This is a genomic window from Dyadobacter sp. BE31, assembly GCF_031457695.1.
GTDB lineage: Bacteria > Bacteroidota > Bacteroidia > Cytophagales > Spirosomataceae > Dyadobacter.
Genome location: NZ_JAVDXA010000002.1, coordinates 810,567 through 832,684 on the forward strand (window position 1 = coordinate 810,567; position 22,118 = coordinate 832,684).

Below are 22,118 nucleotides of genomic sequence, written 5' to 3' on the forward strand. Positions count from 1 at the left end.
TAGGTGTTCGGCGATTGTCAATTTTTAATCAGAAACTATTCATTTTTCGTCATACAAGGCTGTTTTATTGTAAATTAGCCTCAAAGCGCCGCTATTTGAAGAAATTCTACATGATCCGCCGGGTAATCGTTTTCGTGCTGTATGGGCTGGCTGGCAGCGGGTGTCTGCCGACAGCAGCATCGGCGCAATCTGCAAGCTTTCCGGTCCCCGAAAGCATTACCGCCAAACAAGGCCTGCCGCAGGGTTTCGTGCCCGGTATTGTGCAGGACAAGCGTGGTTTTATGTGGCTCGCCACGCGCGACGGGCTATGCCGTTACGACGGCCGTGGTGGAGACGGTCGGAGTTTCAGGGTATTTCAACCGTCGGACACGCAGGAGACGTCGCTTTCCTCATTAGGGCTGGAAAACCTGCAAATCACCACGGAAGGCAAAATCTGGATCACCACCGACCAGGGGCAGATCGATCTCTTCGACCCCGTACGCGAGACTTTCGTCAATTTTTCGCGCCAGGCATTCTATCAGAAACAGTTCGGCAAGCGGTTTTTGAGAGATATGTACGCCGATAGCCAGCACAGGCTCTGGCTGATGTCGGATGGCGGCGGATTGGATTACATTCATTTAAATACCCAAAAAATAAAAGGGTACCACCTGGTGAACGGCGATACGAGCGCCATTGCGCATGCCCACGTTCGCTTTGTGAAGGAGGATAGGGCCGGGAATATCTGGGCCGTCACCAACCAAGGCCTCTTTATACAAAAAAAGGGCACCGATCATTTTGAAACGTACCACTCGGCGATACTTGCTGGCGGTATTGATCAGAAAGTGAACGCATTAACCGAGCTTAGCGACGGCCGCCTACTGCTGCTTTACAATGCGGGAATGGCGTTGCTCGACCCCGCGACGGGCCAGGGCGAGACGCGGGCACTGGTTTTGGACACCCAGGCCCAATACCGGCATTCCATTGTGACCGACAGTAAGGGTAACATCTATTTTTTCAGAATGAACCACCTGTACCGGCTGGATAAGCATGATAGCCTTGCCGAATTTCCCGTTCAGACGGATGTGGGCGAATTCAAGAGCCTCTATATTGACCGTTCCGACGTACTTTGGGCAGGTACCAACGGGCAGGGGATCCGGAAGTACAACCTGAGGGCCAGCTATTTCAATACGAAATCCTATTCCTCCGGTTTTATTCCGGACCTTCTGCGCGACTTCCTGAAAGTGCCGCCGGCCGAAATGGCCGAACTGCCCGACGACCTTTTTTCTTACAATTTCCGCTACGCATTCGATAGCCCGCAGAAAATGTGGTTCAGTGCCGGCCGGACGCCGCTTTTTGAACTGGATTTGAACAGCCGCGCGATCAGGAGTATTCCGTTCCCGGTGCAGATCAGGGATATTAAACGTTCGGAGCTGGCGATCAGCCTGGCGAAGGACCCCGACGGGAGGATGTGGGCCATGCATGACAGTTTGTTGTTTTCTTACAAAAATGGTGTCTGGACGCGGTTTCCGTATGCTATTCGGGCGACCGCGGCCAGGGCGACCGCGGTCCGACCGATCGCGGCCCGACCGACCGCGGTCCGCCCGGCAATCGAATCGGGGATTATTCAAATCGTAGCCGACAGGCGATATCTCTGGGTGGCGACGACGGTGCGGGGGCTGTACCGTATCGACAAAGCTACCGGGGCGATCGGCCATTACGGACAAGGGGCGGGTACATTGAGCAGTGATAATTTGTATTGCCTTTTCGCGGACCCGCTGGACCAGAACCTGCTGTGGGTAGGCACTTTCGGTGGCGGGCTGTGCCGGTTCGATAAGCGTACGGGCCATTGCGAGCGGCTTTCGAAGCAAAATGGCTTGCCTAACAATGTGGTGTACGCAGCTATCCCCGACCTGCGGGGCGATGTGTGGGTGGCGACCAACCAGGGACTGTCGCAGGTGAACAGGAAAACCTTGCGTACGCGCACCTACACCCGTGAGGACGGTCTGATGGCCGATGAGTTCAACCGCTTCCATGCCCTCGCATTGCCCGACGGGCGCATTTTCCTGGGCGGGATGGAGGGAATCACGGCTTTTGATTCAAAGCAACCCAACGAGGACCATTATCGTCCGCCGGTTTACATAACGGGCATTTTCATTAACAATGCACCCCTGGAACCGCGTCGGTCGGCCGGAGAGCTGCCCGTGACGGCCATGCAGGCACTGGACCTGGCGCATTGGCAGAACTTCCTTACCATCGAATTTGCGGCGATGCAATACAACCGCAGCGATAAAATCCGCTACCGGTACCAGCTCGAAGGCGTGGACGAGCATTGGATTGAAACCGAAACGCCGGTGACCAGGTACACCGACCTCCGGCCAGGCGATTACGTATTGCGGTTGAATGCTTCCAATACGCTCGGCGTGTGGAGTCCCGAAGTGCGGGAGCTGCATATCCGGGTGAACCCGCCGTGGTGGCAAACCTGGTGGGCTTATGCGATCTATTTGGTAGCTTTTCTCGGCGTGGTTTATGGATTGCTGAGGGTATATACCAACCGCGTCAGGATGCAGGAGTCCATTGTTTTTAAGCAAAAGGAAGTGGACCTGAAAGCGCGGGAGGCTGAGCAGCTGCGTGAACTCGACGGAATGAAGACCCGCTTTTTTTCCAACATTACCCACGAATTCAGGACGCCGCTCACGCTGATCCTCGGGCCTACCGCGCAAATGCTGGAAGAAACGCGGCAGGAAAAAGATGTCAAACGCCTTTCTATGATCGACCGGAACGCGCGGCAGCTCCTGGGGCTCATCAATCAGTTGCTCGATCTCTCCAAACTGGAAGCCGGTACGACGCATATCAACGTGGCCCGGGGCGATTTGCCGGATTTTGTGGAAATGCTTACCGGTGCTTTCCAAATGGCTGCGGAGGCTAAAAATGTGGTTTTAGAGTTTGAAAACCGCCTTGAAAGCCGGTACTACTGGTTTGATCATGAAAAACTGGAAAGGATTGTCACCAACCTGCTGTCCAATGCGGTGAAGTTTGCGAATGCCTCGGGGCGGATATTGGTTACACTCGGTGCGGCTCATTCGGAAGGGACGGAAATCACCGTCGCGAATACGGGAGCGCGGATTCCGGATGCGCAGCTGGACCGTATTTTCGATCGTTTTTACCAGGTCGATCAAACTGCTGGCTACCAGGAAGGTACGGGTATTGGGCTGGCCATTGTGAAGGAACTGGTCGGTTTGCAGGGAGGTAGGGTTTCGGTCCAAAGCGGTGCCGAAGGGTTTGATACCATTTTTACGGTGAGCTTACCCTACCGCCGCGATGAAGCCCGGCAGCCAGCCGGATCCGTGGCCTCGAACGCCGGTGAAAATGGCGCTGCCGAGGGTGAAGAGGCCCGTTTGGTGCAGATCCTGCTGGTGGAGGACAATGCGGGACTAGCCGAGTTTGTTTCCGACAGCCTGGCCGGAAATTACCGGTTTCACCACGCGGCGAATGGCGAGGAAGGGCTGGTTATGGCCGCCGAAATCATGCCAGACCTGATTATTAGCGACGTGATGATGCCGGTAATGGATGGATATACTTTTTGTAAACACATTAAATCCAACCTGGAAACGAGCCATATTCCGGTGGTGCTGCTAACGGCCAAATCGGCGCTGGAAAGCAGGGTGGAGGGACTGGAACTCGGCGCGGACGATTACATTACCAAGCCTTTTCACCTGCCCGAGCTGCGCCTGCGCATACGTAACCTGCTCGACAGGCAGGCACGCCTGTACGAGCGCTTGCGGGCGAGCTTCGCAGGGCCGGTAGCATTGCCGGAAGGTCCCGGGGAGGCCACAGACCCGTTTTTGAAAAGGTTATACAAAATCCTCGATGCCCGCCTCGACGACCCCGATTTCGGGGTGACCGAGCTGATCCGTGAGATCGGCATGAGCAACAGCAGCCTCAACCGGAAGCTCAAAACGCTGGTTGACCTTTCGGCGGTGGAGCTGATTCGTAATTACCGGCTGAAAAAAGCGGCTGCATTGCTTTCGGACGGCGTAACGGTGTCGGAAGCAGCTTATGCGGTGGGCTTTGATAACCTTTCCTATTTCGCCAAATGCTTCCGCGATCTGTACAACATGACGCCGAGGGAGTTTGCGGCCAATGGCATTCTTTAAACGGCCGCTGTGACGAGCCCTTTCCGGAAGGCGGTTGGGCTGGTGCCGTGGTGCTTGCGAAACTGGCGGCTGAGGTGGCTTTCGTCGGTATAGCCCAGCTCATTCGCTATTTCGCTGATCGTCAGGTTGCTTTGGGTGAGGCGCTGTGCTACGAGCTTAACGCGCGACGATGCGACGTAGTTTTGCAGGCTTTCCCCCGTGTATTTGCGGAAATATTCGCCTACATAGTTGGGCGACAGGTTGAATTGCCCGGCCAGGTATTCGACGCGCAGCTTTTCGGGGTCGGCGATGTGCCTTTGGATATGCAGCAACAGGCGGTTGATCAGCGCTGGCTTCGTGCCCGAGGTGTCGGCTGCGCGGCCGTCATGCACATTGCGGGTAATTACATTGAGGATCAGCGTTACCAAATGCCGGAGGTTTTCTTCATGGCCTGCCTGCCGCTGCTCGTATTCGGTGACGAGGTGGGAGATCAGCGAGGCGATCATCCGGCAATCGCCGTCGTTGCGGATCAGGAGCTCTTCGAACCGGTTATGGTGCGCGAATATGGTTTCGAGCTGTTTCAGCCATTCGATTACGCGTTCCTTGTCCTGTTCGGTTTTGTATTCGGATAAAAACACTTCCGAAAACCGGATGGAGCAGAACCGCGTGGGCGTCTCGACGTCGAAGCCGCGGCAATCGAGCGGCGTGAAGAGGAAAATGCTGCCGGGGTGGTACTCGAACCGGTTGCGGTTGATCTCGCGTGTGCCGGTTCCGTCGATAATCCTGACGATTTCGAAGAAGTGGTAGATCAATGGCCGCTCGTTCCAGCAATCCATGTCGGCTACGTACACTTCGAAGGGCTGATGCAGTGTCTTTTGTTTCTTAACCTGTAAAAATACCGAAAAAACCACGCAACGTCACTGTTCGCCCGCAGGTGCTGCAGATAGTTTTGTATTCAAAAAAACAATGATGGATACGCAAAAAAAACTATTGACGCCACTCATAACCGGCGCGCTTGAATTGCCGAACCGCGTCGTAATGGCTCCTATGAACCGCCGGAGGGCATTGAACGGCGTTCCCGGGGAGTCGGCCGCCGTGTATTTCGGGCAACGGGCCGGCGCGGGCCTGATCATCACCGACAACACCGCCGTGGCGCCCAACGGCATCGGTTACATGGGCACCCCCGGAATTTACAACCAGGCGCAGATTGAAGGCTGGAAGCGCGCTACCGACGAAGTGCATGCACGAGGCGGGCGGATCTTCATGCAGCTCGTGCACGCGGGGCGCATCGGGCATTACCTTAATAATGAGGGACAAATGCCGCTGATCGGGCCGTCTGCGGTGACGGCCGAAGGGCTGATACGCACGGCAGGAGAAATCCATTTGCCCAATAGCGAGCCTTCGGAGGCCAGCGCGGCCGACGTCCGAAGGCTCATCGACGAGCATATCCGGGGCGCGATCAATGCGATCGGGGCGGGCTTCGACGGTGTCGAAATACACGGTGCGCATGGGTTCCTGCCTGAGCAGTTTCTGCACCCGCATACCAACCGGCGCACCGACGCGTACGGGGGAAGCATCGCCGCCCGCAGCCGTTTCCTGCTCGAAATCGTGGAAGGTACCGTGGCGGCGATCGGGAAGGAGCGAACCGGAATACGCCTGTCGCCGTTTGTGAAACTCAACGACCTGCCCGACTACACCGAAGAGTTGGAAACGCAGCAGTATATTGTGGACGCATTGCAGGAAATAGGCATTTTGTACATCCATTTGTCGGATCAGGGGCCGGTGGGGCAGGGCAAAATCCCTGAAACCTACATCCGCGACCTACGCCGCCGCTTCGACGGTTTGGTGATGCTCGCGGGAGGTTATTCCGCGGAAACGGCGGAAGCTGCCTTGCAAGCCGGGCTCGCCGATCTGATCGCATTCGGCAAGCCATACATTGCCAATCCCGACCTGACCGAGCGTTTCCGCTTCGGTCTTCCCCTTGCAGCCGGCGATCCCGGAACTTACTATCAGGGCAGCGACGGCGGGTATATCGATTATCCTGTGCACGACCACACATTTGTCGCAAATACCACCGCTGATTGTCGTTAAACCCCGCGCATTTTTTCCGGCGATCGGATTAGGTTTGTAAGATCATCAGCACATCCTAAAAAATGAGAGTCAAGGACTATCACCATACCATCGATATCTGGCTTCGATCGCTGGAACCTTACGATATTGCCAGACTACTGGCCCAGCCTGGGCCCGGCGCGTGGTCGCTGGGGCAGGTTTATATGCACATTCTGGACGAGACGGAATTTTATTTCAGCCAGATCAAAGTCTGCCTGGCATCGAACGACCATGCGATGGAGGAATGTACTTCGGAAGCAAAAACCATGCTGCGCAACAATGCGTTTCCCGATGCGATCCTCGATGGGCCGCCTTCCAATGCATTTGTCCGGCAGCCTGCGAGCAAACAATCGCTGATAGACCGGCTGCTGCAATTGAAAACGACCGTCGCCGAAACCGACTTGTTGATCGCACGGAGCCTGTTCCATGGCAAGGCGAAGCACCCGGGCCTGCATTACCTGAACGCGGAGGAGTGGTTTCAGTTTTCAGAGATGCATTTCAGGCATCATTTGCGGCAGAAGGCGAGGATAGAGTCGTTTTTGGAACGTACATTTGGTAAGTACGAGCCTCAAACCTGATTTGAAATGAAACTGAATCTCCTGATCTTCTTATGCTGCTGGCTCGCCGGCACGAATGCGTATGGGCAGATAAAGCCGGACACGGCGCTGCTGGGGAGAAATCCCAAAGCAGGCCATTTTGCCGACTTGCGGGGTGTAAAGCTGTATTATGAAGTGTACGGCTCCGGCAAGCCGGTTCTGTTTGTCCATGGCAACGGAGGCTCGATGCGCGATTTCAGACATCAGCTCCATGCATTCGCGAAGTCTTACAAAGTGATTTTGGTTGATAGCCGGGCGCAGGGGAGATCAGAGGATAAGGGCGACTCGCTATCCTATGAAATGATGGCCGACGACCTGCACGCGTTGCTGGAACATCTCAAAATCGATTCCTGCAACGTGGTAGGGTGGAGCGACGGCGGCATTAATGCACTGTTGCTTGCATTGCGTCACCCCGAAAAAGTGCGGAAACTGGCAGCAACCGGTGCTAATCTCTGGCCCGACTCCACCGCATTGGATCCATGGCTTTATAAAAAGATCCTGGAATGGGATGCCGATCTGACTAAGCAAATGGCCGACCCTGTCAAACACAATCAGCGAAAGCTCATGCACCTCATGGCCGTTCAGCCCAATATTACGCTCGACCAACTGCATCAAGTACAATGCCCCTCGCTCATCATCGGGGGCGATCACGACGTGATTATCCCCGAGCACACGGTGCAGATCGCGCGAGCCATTCCAAAGTCTTACCTCTGGATCCTGCCCAATTCGGGGCATTCAACACTGGTACATTACGCCGAGGAGTTCAACCGGATTACGATGGCGTTTTTTGAGAAGCCGTTTCGCGTGATTCGGGAGGAGCGGATGTTCGAGTAGGGCCCTGCGGGCCGACCACCGACCATGGACCGCTGACGGCCGATAGCGCGAAATGCGAAATGGCGTGAAGGTCTGCCTTCGTGACTAAATATCCGTAGGCCTCCGGCCGGTCGATACCGCAAAGGCGTTACCACGGTTCTGACCGGCCGGAGGCCTGCAAATAGTATGTGCAAATCAGGAGATTTGCACCACCATGGCCGCTGACCGCCGACCGCCGAAGGGTATTTTTGCACCGGCGCAGCATGCGATCGGCCGTCCGCGGTCCATGGTCGGCGGTCGGGCCCGCAGGGCCCTACAACCCCGAAATCGTATAAGTCACCGTCGTTGTGTAAGTCTTCACCGGCAGCATCACCGACAGCCCTTCGATTTTGTACTGAATGGGGATATTGTCGCGGTTAGCTGTCAGGTTGAGCAGACCGCTGAAAAAAGCCTGCGGGGTGCTGGTGAGCTGGATATAAGTGGTGCCGCCGGTGAGGATCGCAATGCCTGTGCCGTTGCCCGTCCGCTGCACGGATAGTTTTAGCGACGAGTCCCAGTTGGAAGTTGCGCTGAGGTGCGCGGTGATAGACCATGCGATCAGCGCATTTACTTTCAGGAGGGTTTGTGAGGCGCCGCTGGTTTCGATATGCTCATAGTTTTTGCCGGCTTTGGTGATCGTCGACGACAACGAGGGAATAGACCACGTCGTTCCGCTGTTGATCGAAATCGTTTGCGCGGAGGCGGCGAGGGCTGTGAGGCTTGCAATGCAGAAGGCGATAATGTACTTCATCAGTTGTCGGCCATGGTGTAACGCACCGTCACGTTCGAGGTGCCGCTGCGGATATTGGCATAGTCTTGTATTTCAAGGGAATAGGTTAGTTGGAAGCCATTGCTGCCATAGGTAATGCCGGTGTAGGCGCCTTTGATGTTGTCGATGAAACTCACCGGGGTGTTGGTCAGGTATTTGTTGGCCGTGACGTAGCTGTTTCCTCCCGTAAAACCCAATCCCGAGCCCACATAGGCGGATACGTCCAGACGCAGCCGGATGCCCGTCGGCAATGTTCCTACTACATCGCCCTTGATGCTCCGTGATCCTCCGCTGGTGACGGCTGAGGTGAATATCAGCCAGTTGGTATTATTGGATGAGCCGGTCCCGACGGTATTGCCGGCTTCGGTCGGGGCGGTCATTTGCAGGGTGACGCTGTTGGAACCCGACGGCAGGATATCCACCAGTGCCACCGACGGCATGGAAATGCTCACGTCCACGTTCGCGACCGTCTGCGCGTACGAGGCCAGGCCGGACAAAACACAGCATATGAGCATTGCATACTTCATTTTTTGACAGATACTTCAAAATTTCTTTCCGAAAAATGGATCCGCTTCTCGTTCGGCTTGATCCGGAACGTGAGGTCGAGGGTCTTGTCGGTTTCCACCGTGAGCTGGCGGGTACCATCCTCGACGACGAATCGGTCCTGACTGCCCGGGATGAATACCGATATTTCCCAGCCACCGGGCCGTATTTCCCGGAATGAGAATTCGCCTTTATCGTTCAGCTCGGTCAGGTAACTGCCGTTTTCACCGTGCAGTTTTATGAGCACCGCCGGCTTTTCCGTCAGTACCGACGACAAACCATTTTGTTTTGCTTTTAAAAATTCGATCCTGCCTGCGATGCTGCCGGTGCGCGTCAGCGGGATTTCAACTACACTAAGGCTGTCGGCGCGCACATCTACCAGCATGGGCATGCGCACCACGGGTACCACGCCCTCGCTGCCCGATTCGTTTTGGGCAATGCTAAGGTAATACCGGTCGGGTGCTACGCCTTCGAAAGTGAACATGCCGGTGCTGTCGGTCATGAACTTGTGGCTGCCGAGCTGGATCAGGTTGCCCTGCTTGCGGTAACCGAAGCCCGTGAGTTGCCCTTTCACTGTACCAATATTTTTTTTCCGACCCAGCGGGACATTCAGCCGCAATGCATATTTAACATTGAAAAACAGTGTGTTCTGATCGGTGTTGTCCACATTGGGAATATAGGAACGGCCGCCGGAGAAAGAGAAAACGTGTCTTTTCAGATCCAGCACCACCGAAGCGTCCACAAAGCTCCTCCGCACGTACAGCTCATCGGGGGCGTAATTGTTGCGGTAAAGGAAGCTGGCATACAGGTTACGTTTGATGTTGATCCGCGCATTCCCCCCGTAAAAGAACAAGTTTTCGACCGAGCCGGAAGTTGAAAACTTGCTGGTATGCTGGTGCTCGAAATATCCCCCGACCCAAATCCACGGAAAGAGCCGGACGGCCGGCTGCACGAGGTTTGAAAATGATTCGTTTTGCCCGTTGTTGTCAGGCGCGAGATGGTTTTTGGAGTAGCCGTAGCGCCCCTGGTAGAAGAGGGTAAACTTAGGGGAGGTGAGGTTATAAGAGAAATTACTGAAATGCTCGGAGTAATGGAACGCTGCCGGTTGCTGCCGGTCCCTGCGTTCGGCTTTGGAATAGAACAGGAAAAAGCGGTTACGCTGGTCGGGCTGAAAGGAGATGTAGCCGAGGTAGCTGCGGTCCTTGGGCGAAACGCTGTACAGGTTGGCGTCGAGGCTCGGGTTTACATCGGAAAAGTTGTTGCTGGCCCCGATGGTGAGTTTGCGGGTGATGTTGAAGCCGATATTATTGTTGAACAGCCGGCTGTTGTTGTAAAAACCATAGAAATGCTTGCCCGCGTAAATGACATTGCTCGTCAAGCTGATCCACTTTTTGGTCAATTGGAGCCGCAGAAATGCCCCGTAATCGGTTTTGCCGATCGCCTGGCCTGCACTTACTTCGCTTTCCAGGTTGAATTCCTTCGTATGTACGTTCGCAGCCAGGCCCGTCAGGTGCGACCAGAAACGCTGGTGATGAAAGAGCACATCCTTGGAAGCATAATGCACCCCCACATTGGCCGACTCATTCAATTTGTATATAAACTTACCCCCGAACGACTCTTTCTGGTTCATGAAAAACCGGGCTTTCTGGTAAAATACCGTGTAGGCCACTTTTTTAAACTGTTGTTCCACCCGCAGCCCGCGCCCGAAGCGGCCGAATTCCATCAGGTTATTGAGCTGCAAAACATAATCGCCGGCTGAGACGAACAGTCGTTTGCGCCAGGCGTAATCGAGGGAGTACTGGTCGTAGGTGCCCACCGCCGGAAATACAAACTGGTTGGGACCGCGGACGACGAAATCGAGATAATGGCGCTCCTTCTGGTCGATGAACCCCTTGCCCGTGGCCTGATACTGGTAAGCGGTAACCTCCCTGCCGCCGTAGCGATACGACAAATATCCACCGCCTACTTCCACCGGGAAGCGGAAGTAGCGGTCGATCTTTCTGACTTTGGAGGAAAAAACGGGTATGCTGGTTACGGAATACACCGGCTCGGCGGCGCCGGTCATCATCACCGAAAGGTTCGACGACGCCTGCCACGCATTGTTGTCGGTGACCGGAATGACTTGCGAGACGGTCACATGGGTGCCGGCTCCCGGTTCGAGGGTCAGGCTGTCGGTTACCTGCTCGATTTTCCCGTGGTCGGATTTCAGATGGAATTTTTCGGCATTGTTGCCCGCATTGCGGATCATGTAAGTAAGCCGGAGTGTGTCTCCTTCGCGGACGAATTCGGGCTGCGTCACAACAAAGAGTTCGAGGTGGCGGATTTGCCCGATCGTAAGCGGTACCTGCGCGGCAATCTCCTGCCCATTTGCATGCACCCGAAATTTCACCAGGTACTCACCCGAAGCACAGCCGGTGGGCGTGCCTATTACATAAAAGTAACGTATTTGTTGGTCGCCGGCAGTCCTTACCGGACGTCGCTGGGAAAGAAGCCGCCATTTTTCGGGCAACTGCATTTCTTCCCGCAGCGAATCAGGTAGGGGTGAGGCAGATTTTACATCAAAAAACAACGTGATATGCCCCCCGGGAACCACTGTATCCGGCACATTGGCCAGGCTCACGGTTACAGGTGTTTGCCCGTAACCATGCAGTCCTGTCATCAAAAGCAATATGGCGATGAGCCGGTACAATGGGAGAGGAGGATTATTCAATCTGTAAAGAAATGTTCGAACCGAACAGGTCTTTTTTGGTATCGGCGATGATCACGCAGTCGTACTTGCCTTTCGGCATGTCGGTAATGGGTATCTCAAACGTGCTGCAATTGCCCGGGTAGAGCATCCGCGTATTGGGCTGCGTGGTTTTGAGTTTGTTACCGTTGCTGTCGTAAACTTCGAGGATGACATTCGTACGTGCGCCGTACGCGCCGTTGTTCTTCAACACGACTTTCAGAACCGACTGCTCGGCGGAAAGCTTTTCGTAGATGACCTTTTCATAGGACAGGGGCGGCCCTTCCACCGGCCCGATGTCCACGATCACCTGAATGGCGTAACGTACTTTCGAATTGACATGAATGCCGTTGTGTGCTTCTTCGCGCACAGGATCGGCCACTTCCACCATAATAACCTCCCAATAAGTGCCCGGCTGGCGGTTCGGATCGGCTTCGATCGTGTACCGCACGTCGTACTCTTCATGGATGGCGATTACCCGCTCGTCGACACTGGTTTTCAGTCCTGCACCGAGCGACCTGCCGTGGCTGCCGATTTCCGGGTAAGCCGCCTGCTGGTCGCATTGCGAAACGAGGTCCTGACGGTAGACCAGTATACGGGAGTCTTTTCTGCCGTCATTTTTAACCTTGATGGCCCCTTGGACCTTCGTGGCGGACGTCGGAATGCTGTGGTTGTGCGTCAATCCGTTCAAGATCACTACCGATGCCCGCGTGTACCGGGGCATCAGTAGCATCATGCTGAGTAAGGCAATCCATTTCATTCAGGATCTTAGTTATCCGCGAGCGTATAGGTCACTGTAACGTTCGTCGTGCCGGAGCGCAGGTTTGCATAGTTGGCGTCGGCAGCGACGAAAGAATAAGTAAGCTGGTGGCCGCTGGTCGGGCCCGAAGCCGTATAGGCACTTCCGATATCGGTAATGAGCGCCTGATCGGCTGTCGTCAGGTTGAAGCCGCCGACTGTCGGAGTTCCCTTTGTACCCGCGCCTCCCGCAGCGGCTGCGGCTACGATGTGGATGTCCACGCCGTCGACTAATGCGCTGGCTTTCACGTTTACTTTCTTGGTAGTAGTTCCAGCCTGGATCGACGTGTAGTTGAGCCAGATGGTACTATTATCGGCAGGGGCCAGGATTTTTTCACCTGCTTCGTCGTTGGTCGGTTTAGTAAAACTGGCTGTGAAATTTCTGGTTGCAGAGGTTTCAAGATCGAGCAAAGCTACGACAGGTACAACCACGGAGATCTGATGGTTGTCGGTTTGCGTGTCCTGCGCCACTGCACGGCCCGAGAAGCCAGCCAACACCACCACAAACATGAACGAGAGAAGGGAGAAACGTTTTTTCATAATCATGAAAGAATTAGATAGTGAATTTTAATTCGCATCATAAATGCTCACGAATGTAGAAGTACTTTTACGTATTTCCAACGAAACTGGGAAAATTTTTCCCCATAAATCGCTGTATTAGAATACCTTCGGTTACATGTGCCCGATTGGGCAGAAATGGACGATTAAGCATGCATTACCTTTTATGCACTTTTTTGTGCCAGCATCATTTTGACAGCTCCCGGGACGGCAGTATTATTACATCAAAAACTGAAACAATGAAAGTAACCTATTACGGCCACTCCTGTTTCTCCGTAGTTGCAGGAGGCAAAACGATCCTTTTCGATCCATTTATTTCAGGCAACGAACTGGCCAAAGGCATTAATCCGGACGACATCCGGGTGGACTATATTTTTGTGTCGCACGGCCATTTCGACCACTCCCACGATGTGGTGAAGATCGCCAACAACAACGATGCGATGGTGGTCGGCAGCTGGGAACTCTACACGCATTTCGGCGCGCAGGGGGTGAAGAATGTGCACCCGCTGAATCCGGGCGGTAAATGGACGTTCGATTTCGGTACCGCGAAAGGAACGGCAGCCGTGCATTCGAGCAGTTTTCAGGATGGTAGCTATGCCGGTGTGGCAGAGGGTTTTGCATTCAGAACTGAGGATGGGAACTTCTATTACAGCGGCGATACCGCGCTGACGCTCGATATGTCGCTCATCCCCAAATGGGCCAAACTGGATTTTGCGGCATTGCCGATCGGCGATGTGCTGACGATGGGGATCGAGGACGCCATCGAAGCGGCTAAGTTGCTCGGCGTGACCCAGGTGCTGGGTGTGCATTATGATACTTTCGGGTTTATCAAAGTGGATAAGGCCGCGGCGATCAAGGCATTTGCCGACGCCGGTCTGGTGCTGCATTTGCCGGAAATAGGTCAGACCATCACGATCTGAGGAAGCGGGGCGTATTTTTTAATTCATTTTTAATTACACCGCCTGCTTCTTAACGATATATTTCGACCACAATAACAGGTACACCAAGTGCGGTTATTGCTATTGAGTTATGTAGTTAAAAATCCATTGATCCTATTATGTTCAATGGATTTTTCTTTTGGGCTTAGTGACGCGCGGTCAGCGATTTTCCAGCCAGCCGAGAAAATGGCTCACTTTTTCTTTTCCTATCAGCAGCTTTTCGGGCGTCGGGATCGTGAGTTTGATAAAAAGCTTCCGCGAGAAATAATGCTCCACCTCCTTCACCGCGTCGAAATTGACCAGATACTGGCGATTGAGCCTGTAAAACTGTGACGGCGACACCATGCCCTGCACCTCTTCCAGCGGTTGTGTGATGGTGTAATCCTGGTTGTCGAATGTGCGCAGCCAGGTAGTTTCATTGTGAATGTAAAAGAAGGCGATGGTCTCGGTTTTGATCGTGATGTATTTGTTTTGCTTGAAAACGAGGAAGCTCTTTTTGCCTTCGGGTTCGCCAAGCCTTTTCAGAAGTAATTCGAGCTCCGGTACCAGCGGTTTTTCGGAGGAAAAATAGCTTTTCAGCTGGCTTAGCTTGTCCAGCGCACCTTCTATATGCTCTTTTTTAAACGGTTTGAGCAGGTAATCGATCCCATTGGCTTTAAATGCCTCGATTGCATAATGGTCGTAAGCAGTGCAGAATATCACCGGCGGCACCACTTTCACCGATTCGAAAATTTCGAAACAAAGGCCGTCCGAAAGCTGGATATCCATGAATATCAGGTCGGGCTGGGACATTTCGGTGAGGTAGGAAACGGCCCGCTCCACGCTCTGGATCGTGGCTACCACCTCGGCTTCGGGCCGGAGCGTAGTGATGAGCTGTGCCAGCGAGCGGGCCGTTTTGATTTCGTCTTCAATGATTACGATTTTCATGAATGAGCGGCAGTTTGACCCTGAAATATTCCTGGTCGTTTTCGATTTGTACTTTTTGGTTCAGCAGGTGGAAATACCGCCGGTTGATATTGTCGAGCCCTACCTCGGTGGAATGCTCGGGATTCTTCTTCAATTGCAGCGGGTTCTCGACGATCAGCAGGCCGTTCTCCTCGTATATGGTAATGTGAAGCGGCTTATCGAGCGAAACCACATTGTGCTTGATGCAGTTTTCGACGAGCAGTTGCAGCGTGAAGGGCGGTATCCATGTACGGTAAACGTCTTCCGGGATCCTGTATTCGAGCTCGATTCCCTCTTCAAACCGTGCTTTCAGCAAATACATGTAAGCGTCGAGTATTTCAATTTCTTCTGCAAGGCTGATCAGGTCCAGTTTTCTGTTTTCTAATGTAAACCGATAGAAATCAGACAGTTTCAATATGAAGTCGACGCTATTTCTGTCTTCCAGCTCCACCATGGATTTCAGGGTGCTGAGGCTGTTGAAGAGGAAATGCGGGTTGACCTGTTGTTTCAGCAGTTCATACTGTGCGCCGAGGTTGTCGGCCTTGCTGCGTTCTAGTTCGAGGATCACCTGCTGGTTGCGGTGGGTCTGGTAAAGCAAATGCAGCAGCATATAGAAGATCAGGTTGATCATGATCCCCCGTACTTCGAACATCAGCACCACCGGCCCGAAGTCCAGCGACGGGATGGCCAGTTTCTGTGCGCCTACCATCAGGAACATGAGCACCATGCCAATGGCGATGCTCCGGAACAGCAGCGGGTACGAAAAGCCCGAGGATGAATGCTCCTTCGTAAACTTGGGCAGCGAGTAGATATTGAAATACCACACAAACAATGTGAATGAGGTGGTGATCAACGCGCTGGTAATCGCTTCAAAACCATTGGGATGCTTTTCGGCTATTTTGGGCACCGTGGTGAGTATGCCCAGCGACACGGAACTCAGCCAGACGATTACCGCCGAAACCCTGAATGTCTTTTGTACCATGATTGTTCGTGAACCGGTTTACGGGAAAACAGACGCCCGTTGGGCAAATATAAAACTAATCCGCTCTGCATTGCTTGAAACGGCATTTTTGCCTGTTTTCTGAGCCGGGTTGTCAATCGTATAATCGATCGCCGGACCCGATTTGCCGGCGGAAACAGCCACCGTTTCCACCGATAGCACCCCGCCATTGATATCACTGCCAAACCAGAGCGGGTTTTGTTTCAGGTCCCAGGTCACCAACTTGAAAAGTTCGCCGGGCGACGGTTCGCCGGGCGTCGCCACGCCGGGCGTACCGGCACGCTCCCCGCTCGCATGTACGAGGGCTTCATCATTGCCGTAAAGCACCGAAATCGTGCGGGTACGGTCGTTGTGGAAGGAGGTGATTACGTGCAGGCCGTGGTCGTCGAAGATGGTTTCGGGTGCAGGCGTGAGCTTGCGCGGCTGCTGGCAACTTGTTAGTGCGAATACAGCGGAAATGAAGATTGCTATGAGGTTTTTCATGAGAGTATGGTTTGTTTTGACCGCCGACGGCCGACGGCTGACCGCCGGGTGGAGTATGGTGATCGTTTGGGATATTTGACGATGGACGATGGACCATCGACCATGGTTTGACGTTACTTCAACGCGCTCGGCCGTCGGCGGTCAGCGGTCGGCCGTCAATAACAGGTCTGTTAGCCGCCACAATGCTACCGTTCTGTGTGTTTTGCAGGAACGTAATCACTTCCCAGTCGTTTGGGTTGAAGCCTTCGGGCAGATTTACGGTCACATTGCCATTGCCTGCTGCCGGGAAACTTTGAATGCTACGGACGATCTGCACATGCGGCAGTAACCTACCTGCATTCTCGCCCCGTTTTACCATCGTATGCGCCACTTTTTGCACCAATGCAACCTGCAATGCGGTACCGCGGGCGGCATTTGATGCCTGGTAAGCGAGTTTCAGCTTTCCTCCTTCGATTTGTGCTTCCGCATTCAGCTGTGCCGTAGCAGCCGAGTTCAGTTCTATATTCAGGGCTCGTCTGAGTGTTTCTTCCTGTGAGCCGATCAGCTCATGCCGGCCATTGACGACTACCTGCGGCGTGTAAACCGTTTCGAGGTTGAGCCAGCTCGCATATTGATACTGCCGTTTTGTAAACTCTTTTTCGCTGAACACATCCCGCCAGCCCTGGTGGTTCCAGTAATCGACGTGGAATGCCAGGATGTAAACCGGCTTGCCTGCATGCTCCTCCTGGATTTTCGCAAGCAGCTTGTCGGCCGGCGGGCAGCTGGAACAGCCTTCGGAGGTGAAGAGCTCAACGACTGCGAAGCCTTTGGGTGCGGTATTGTCGGTGGTTTTTGAATCAGAGGCCATAGCGGAGAATGAGAGGCCAAATGCGAGGAAAAGAGAAGTGATGATGTTGGTTTTCATGATTTTTGGTGATTTAATGGTTGATTGGGTTGTTTTGACCGCCGACCGCCGACCGCCGACCGCCGACCGCCGACTGCCGAGTGGGGTATGGTGATCATTTGGGATAGTTGACCATGGACGATGGACCGCAGACCATGGTTTTGGGTGAATTGAGGAATTTGGTGCTATGCGCCATCGCCAATCGACAGTCCATGGTCTATGGTCCATAGTCTATGGTCGGCGGTCTACCGTCACCTCGACACCCGCGTTGGAATATCGAACACGAACCCGGTGCCTTTCGCGAGCTGGTGGCAGTTGATGCAGCTCGTGGAGAAGGCGGCCGTCTTGCCATAAGGCTTCAAATCGAGGCCGTTGAACCTTGCGAAGCCCCAGCCTTCGGTTTCGGCAAACTTTTTGGCGTCGCGGACCATGATCTGAATGTTGTTGAAATTGCCGGGCTTCACATTGCCGTCGGCGTCGGGTGCCTGGCTGTTCCATACCACCTTTACGATCACCGCGCCGTCGGGCCAGGGGAGAATGTTGTTTTCTTCCAAGGCTTTTACGGCTACGTCGTTTCCGTAGATAATGCGAGAGGTGCCATTGTCGGGACGGCCGGTGGAGCTGATCACCTTCCAGTTTTTGTAGTCATCGAAATAGGGGATGCCGTTGATGGAAGTCGGAACGTGCGACACTTTGGGCTTTTCGACGATCGCAGCGGTATCGCCGGTCGCATAATGCTTGCGGGAAATGCTGGTCACATAGTTTTTCAGGATCGTAAGCTCGGCGGGTGTCACCTTCGCGGACGGGTGCGCCGCTGCATATTCGGGCAGGGGCATCCGGCCGGCGTCGATCATATTGACGATGTACCAGAGCTTGCCTTCCTGATCGGCCTTCGGAATACTGTCCCATTCCGAAAAATTGAACCGTTTGCGGGCTTCCTCCACGTCGGCAGCGACTTTGTAGGAGAATGGCGCCACTTTATCGTACCAGCGCAGGTTGCTTTCGTTGGAGTGGCAGTCGTAGCATGAGCGTTTCAGGATGCGTGTTACCTCTTCCGGCCCGTGAAATTCCGACGTTACCGGCGGGTTTTCAACCTTAGGGCTGTTGACTTGCAATACAACGAAACTAGTAAAAAGAATGCCTGCGACGATCGCGGCGGCGTTGCGGTATCTGTGGCGTTTCAGGGCGTTCATAGCGGTTTGTTTTTTGCTCAAAAGTAGCCTTGTACGCTATGGCCGGGAATTGGTTTCGGGCTGAGTTGGACGGATTCGGGGGTGAAATGGACAGGCCGGTTGCTGGGGTTTGTCAAGAGTTTGTCAGGTGTGGTCAGGAATGGTCAAGTGTAGTCGGGTTTTGTCAAGGGTGGTTAGGTGTGGTCAGGAATGGTCAAGTGTAGTCAGGGTTTGTCAAGGGTGGTCAGGTCTGGTCAAGGGTAGTCGGGTTTTGTCAAGGGTGGTCAGGTGTAGTCAAGGTTTGTCAAGGATAGTCAGGTGTGGTCAAGGGTAGTCGGGGTTTGTCAAGTGTGGTCAGGGTTGGTCGTGTGGTTAGGTGGTGGTCAGTTATAGTTAGGTATGGTTAGTTTGTTGGTTGGGAAACAAATGCCGTGAGGCATGTAATATTGGTAGGGAATGTAAATCAGCCGATTTCGTAAAAATGCCGTCAGGCATGTAACAACAATGCGCTGTTGTTGCATGCCTGACGGCATTTCCCGAAATACCATCGGAATCGATTGCTACCTATATTACATCGCTACGCGATTTTGGCGCCGTGACATTTACGTCAATACACTGTCACTTGCTTTTAGATAACCCCTTGACAATACCTGACCATTCTTGACTACACCTGACAAACCCTGACTAACCTTGACAACGCCCGGCCATTCCTGACAACCCCTGACAATACATAACTACCCTTGACTATCCTTGACCACACCTGACCACCCTTGACAAACCCTGACTACCCTTGACAACACCTGACCACCCCTGACAAAAGCTGCGGGCATCGTCGCATGTAGTCAGAGAAGTGTCGGCGAGATGACGGTGCGGAATGTCCAGCTCGGCGGTTAATGTGTCTGGTTCGGTTGGTTTGCGCTGTTGGTTGAGGCGTGATTGTGCTCTATTTGTATCAGAAATCGCAGCGGAAACGCCGGTTTTGAATAGAACTAGAAATTTTTAGAAAGCCACAAAATCAATTCAGAAAATCATGGAAACAATCCAAATCACCCAGGCGGCAGGTACTATCACCATTGATAAAGTACTTTATACAGGCAAAACCCACACCTCAGGCGGCCGCGATGGCGCTTCACGCAGCTCGGACGGCAACCTCGACATTCAGTTGTCGTCGCCGGGCTCCCATGGGGCCGGTACTAACCCCGAACAGCTTTTTGCGGCCGGCTGGTCGGCATGTTTTATCGGCGCGATAGGGATCGCCGCCGCGAAGAAAAAGATCACATTGCCGGAAGGCACGGCAGTGGACGCCGAGGTGGATCTTGGCCTCACCAAAGCCGAATATTTCCTCCAAGCCCGCCTGAATGTGAGTCTGCCCGGCCTCGACGAGGAAACCGCCCGCGCTTTGATCGAATCAGCGCACCAGACTTGTCCTTATTCCAAAGCGACAAGGGGGAATATTGGCGTTACGATTAATGTGAGCATTTAAGGGGCGTGGCTCGACGATGGACCGACCATAGACCATAGACCGCCGACCGCCGACCATGGCCAAATACAAATAGACCACAACGAGGGAACAATTAACCCGTTCGATTGTTTCATGGTCTATGGTCTATGGTCTATGGTCTATGGTCTATGGTCTATGGTCTATTGTCTATGGTCGGCGGTCGGCGGTCCGCCGCAGGCCTCCGGCCAGCCATCACATCATAACGGCAGTGGGAGCCTTCCACTTCGCTACGAATAGCTCCTGCAACTGCTCGATTTCGTTCTGGTAAATGGTCTTCTTCCGTGTACCAAAATACAATGTGTTTTCCAGCGGCGTGTTGCCTTCCCATACCAGCTGGATTTGTCCGGTTTCGATGGCTTCCACGCACAGGAAATGCGGGACGATCGAGAAACCTTCCCCGTCGCTGAGGCAACGGATGATCGAGCAAATGTTAGGTACGATGTAGTTGGGTCGGAAATCGGGGTGCTGGTCGAAGTTTTTGAGCCAGAAGTTTTTCAAATGCTCCATGTCTGCCGCGGTACTGTACCAGATTTGCTGTTTGAGCCAGTTGGCGGCTTCGGATTTGTTGGGCTGACCGAGCAGGTCGATCAACGGTTCGATATCCGTATGGCCGCCTGCGACGAGTACGATCCGCTCTTTGGAAAACGGTTTGTAAACCAGGTTCTGCTGATTTCCCTGTTGCGGCGTTACGATCAGGTCGAGGAGACCGTTGTCGAGATCCTGCTGCATTTGAGGGTATTCCCCAAATTTGATAATGAGGTTGAATGGCAGGGAGGCAATGTGTTCTTCCAGCGTGTACTGGAAGGTTTCGAAGCACATCCCGACGCTGATCGTCGGCCGCTCGGATTTGGAGCTCTTATGGAAATGCTGCTCTACGGCTTCCAGCTTCCGGAGCGGGTCGAGCACGAAGTTGTACAATACCTTTCCCTTTTCGGTAGGCACCATTTTCCGCGGCGACCGGTCGAACAGTTTGTGCCCTGTGTAGGCTTCGAGTGAGTTTAAATGCAGGCTTACGCCCGGTTGTGATATAAAAAGCTCCTGGGCCGCTGCCGAGAGCGTCCCCGTTTCATAGATCGCCTTGAAAGTACGGAGCCATTCCAGATTGAGTACCATATCTATCTATAAGTTTTATAATACAAATATACAATTTAAGTTATTTTGATAATGCATTTAGCTGCCGGAAATTTGTAGTGTCAAAATCAAAACAGAACATGAAAAAGATATTTGTTATTAACGGCGGTCAGCATTTCGCACATTCCGGCGGGAAGTTCAACCACACGCTGACAGGGTTGGACCAGTCCTATTTTACAGCAGAAAACGGCTTCGAGCTGCAAGTAACGGATATTAACCAGCCCTACGATGCGGACGAGGAAGTGAAGAAGTTTGTATGGGCCGATGTGGTCGTGTACCACACGCCGGTGTGGTGGTTTTCAATGCCTTATAAATTGAAAGAATATATCGACACCGTATTCACGGCCGGTCACCGCAAGGGCATTTACCGGAGCGACGGCCGCAAAAACGAGAATCCGAATATCAATTATGGCACGGGCGGCATGCTCCATGGCCGGAAATACATGCTCACCACCACCTGGAATGCACCGGAAACGGCATTTACATTACCCGGCGAGTTCTTCCGGGAGCATTCGGTAGACCAGGGCGTGATGTTCGGCTTCCACCGTATGAATGCATTTACAGGCATGGAGCCGCTGCAAAGCATGCACTTCCACGACCTCGAAAAGAATGCGACGCCGGAGCGTATCGAGGATTACAAAAATCAATACCTGGCGCATTTGGCCGGGGTGTTCAATAATCTGGAAATCGAAACCGCAGCTTAACATGGCTATCTATCTTACCGCCGTCATCGAAAGTCAAACAGCGCACCGGGACGAGGTCCGCGCGACGTTGTTGAATATGGTAACCGAATCGAGAAAGGAACCGGCTTGTTTGCAATACGATCTCTATCAGGACGATAACAATCCGAATGTGTTTGTGTTTCAGGAAATATGGGAAAGCCGCGAGGGGTTGGATGCCCATAATGCGCAACCGTACATCCAGGCATTCGGAGCGACGTTGGAAAAGCTGGAAACGAATCCGCAAATCTATCTGACACAACCCCTTGACCGGGCCTGATCCC

At 53.5% G+C, this 22,118-nt stretch carries 20 protein-coding genes; 8 read left to right on the forward strand and 12 right to left on the reverse strand.

The window, feature by feature from the left end; genetic code table 11:
- The first annotated feature begins 95 nt into the window (after positions 1–95).
- Positions 96–4,133 carry an ATP-binding protein gene (locus tag J2Y43_RS12050; RefSeq protein ID WP_309982760.1) on the forward strand — a complete coding sequence of 1,346 codons (4,038 nt, stop codon included), beginning with the start codon at positions 96–98 and terminating at the stop codon, positions 4,131–4,133.
- Here the strand turns inward: J2Y43_RS12050 and J2Y43_RS12055 are convergent.
- The gene (locus J2Y43_RS12055; protein ID WP_309982762.1) at positions 4,130–5,023 is read right to left on the reverse strand and encodes an AraC family transcriptional regulator; all 894 of its coding nucleotides are present in this window, start codon (positions 5,021–5,023) and stop codon (positions 4,130–4,132) included. The two genes, J2Y43_RS12050 and J2Y43_RS12055, sit on opposite strands and share 4 nt — an antisense overlap.
- 55 nt (positions 5,024–5,078) lie before the next feature.
- Here J2Y43_RS12055 and J2Y43_RS12060 point away from each other — a divergent pair, with 55 nt between their 5' ends.
- The 3 genes from J2Y43_RS12060 to J2Y43_RS12070 all read left to right on the forward strand — a co-directional run bounded on the left by J2Y43_RS12060 (position 5,079) and on the right by J2Y43_RS12070 (position 7,651).
- Positions 5,079–6,203 (forward strand): alkene reductase, encoded by a 1,125-nt coding sequence (locus J2Y43_RS12060; protein WP_309982764.1) that lies wholly within the window; start codon positions 5,079–5,081, stop codon positions 6,201–6,203.
- Positions 6,204–6,265: 62 nt separating this feature from the next.
- Positions 6,266–6,799, forward strand: coding sequence for a DinB family protein (locus J2Y43_RS12065; protein WP_309982766.1), 534 nt, complete (start codon positions 6,266–6,268; stop codon positions 6,797–6,799).
- A gap of 6 nt (positions 6,800–6,805) precedes the next feature.
- On the forward strand, positions 6,806–7,651 hold the full coding sequence (locus J2Y43_RS12070) for an alpha/beta hydrolase (protein ID WP_309982768.1): 846 nt from the start codon (positions 6,806–6,808) through the stop codon (positions 7,649–7,651).
- Between the two features lie 292 nt (positions 7,652–7,943).
- On the opposite strand, the gene J2Y43_RS12075 is transcribed toward J2Y43_RS12070, so the two are convergent.
- From J2Y43_RS12075 to J2Y43_RS12095, 5 genes are read right to left on the reverse strand one after another with little or no spacing between them, the layout of a single operon-like run.
- Positions 7,944–8,420, reverse strand: coding sequence for a hypothetical protein (locus tag J2Y43_RS12075; protein WP_309982771.1), 477 nt, complete (start codon positions 8,418–8,420; stop codon positions 7,944–7,946).
- Entirely contained in the window at positions 8,420–8,953 is a 534-nt protein-coding gene (locus J2Y43_RS12080) for a hypothetical protein (protein WP_310226505.1), read from the reverse strand. The genes J2Y43_RS12075 and J2Y43_RS12080 overlap by 1 nt, the downstream gene beginning before the upstream one ends.
- 8 nt (positions 8,954–8,961) lie before the next feature.
- Positions 8,962–11,691, reverse strand: coding sequence for a hypothetical protein (locus J2Y43_RS12085; RefSeq protein WP_309982775.1), 2,730 nt, complete (start codon positions 11,689–11,691; stop codon positions 8,962–8,964).
- Positions 11,684–12,466 (reverse strand): hypothetical protein, encoded by a 783-nt coding sequence (locus J2Y43_RS12090; protein WP_309982777.1) that lies wholly within the window; start codon positions 12,464–12,466, stop codon positions 11,684–11,686. The genes J2Y43_RS12085 and J2Y43_RS12090 overlap by 8 nt, the downstream gene beginning before the upstream one ends.
- A gap of 8 nt (positions 12,467–12,474) precedes the next feature.
- Positions 12,475–13,044, reverse strand: a complete 570-nt coding sequence (locus J2Y43_RS12095; protein WP_309982779.1) for a hypothetical protein — start codon at positions 13,042–13,044, stop codon at positions 12,475–12,477.
- Between the two features lie 257 nt (positions 13,045–13,301).
- On the opposite strand from J2Y43_RS12095, the gene J2Y43_RS12100 reads away from it, so the two are divergent.
- Positions 13,302–13,982, forward strand: coding sequence for a metal-dependent hydrolase (locus J2Y43_RS12100; protein ID WP_309982781.1), 681 nt, complete (start codon positions 13,302–13,304; stop codon positions 13,980–13,982).
- A gap of 177 nt (positions 13,983–14,159) precedes the next feature.
- Here J2Y43_RS12100 and J2Y43_RS12105 read toward each other — a convergent pair whose 3' ends face one another.
- From J2Y43_RS12105 to J2Y43_RS12125, 5 genes are all read right to left on the reverse strand, one after another.
- Positions 14,160–14,927, reverse strand: coding sequence for a LytTR family DNA-binding domain-containing protein (locus J2Y43_RS12105; protein ID WP_309982783.1), 768 nt, complete (start codon positions 14,925–14,927; stop codon positions 14,160–14,162).
- Complete coding sequence (locus tag J2Y43_RS12110; RefSeq protein WP_309982785.1) at positions 14,908–15,927, reverse strand: histidine kinase; 1,020 nt, start codon at positions 15,925–15,927, stop codon at positions 14,908–14,910. Before J2Y43_RS12110 ends, J2Y43_RS12105 begins: the two co-directional genes overlap by 20 nt.
- An 18-nt stretch (positions 15,928–15,945) precedes the next feature.
- The gene (locus J2Y43_RS12115; protein WP_309982787.1) at positions 15,946–16,428 is read right to left on the reverse strand and encodes a hypothetical protein; all 483 of its coding nucleotides are present in this window, start codon (positions 16,426–16,428) and stop codon (positions 15,946–15,948) included.
- 118 nt (positions 16,429–16,546) lie between these two features.
- Positions 16,547–17,332 carry a DUF1223 domain-containing protein gene (locus tag J2Y43_RS12120; protein WP_309982789.1) on the reverse strand — a complete coding sequence of 262 codons (786 nt, stop codon included), beginning with the start codon at positions 17,330–17,332 and terminating at the stop codon, positions 16,547–16,549.
- A 230-nt stretch (positions 17,333–17,562) separates the two neighbouring features.
- Entirely contained in the window at positions 17,563–18,504 is a 942-nt protein-coding gene (locus J2Y43_RS12125) for a heme-binding domain-containing protein (protein ID WP_309982791.1), read from the reverse strand.
- Positions 18,505–19,513: 1,009 nt separating this feature from the next.
- Here J2Y43_RS12125 and J2Y43_RS12130 point away from each other — a divergent pair.
- Positions 19,514–19,966 (forward strand): organic hydroperoxide resistance protein, encoded by a 453-nt coding sequence (locus J2Y43_RS12130; protein ID WP_309982793.1) that lies wholly within the window; start codon positions 19,514–19,516, stop codon positions 19,964–19,966.
- A 210-nt stretch (positions 19,967–20,176) separates the two neighbouring features.
- Here J2Y43_RS12130 and J2Y43_RS12135 read toward each other — a convergent pair whose 3' ends face one another.
- Positions 20,177–21,097, reverse strand: coding sequence for a LysR family transcriptional regulator (locus J2Y43_RS12135; RefSeq protein ID WP_309982795.1), 921 nt, complete (start codon positions 21,095–21,097; stop codon positions 20,177–20,179).
- 98 nt (positions 21,098–21,195) lie between these two features.
- On the opposite strand from J2Y43_RS12135, the gene J2Y43_RS12140 reads away from it, so the two are divergent.
- Complete coding sequence (locus tag J2Y43_RS12140; RefSeq protein ID WP_309982797.1) at positions 21,196–21,819, forward strand: NAD(P)H-dependent oxidoreductase; 624 nt, start codon at positions 21,196–21,198, stop codon at positions 21,817–21,819.
- 1 nt (position 21,820) lies between these two features.
- Positions 21,821–22,114, forward strand: coding sequence for a putative quinol monooxygenase (locus tag J2Y43_RS12145; protein ID WP_309982800.1), 294 nt, complete (start codon positions 21,821–21,823; stop codon positions 22,112–22,114).
- The last annotated feature ends 4 nt before the right edge of the window (positions 22,115–22,118 follow it).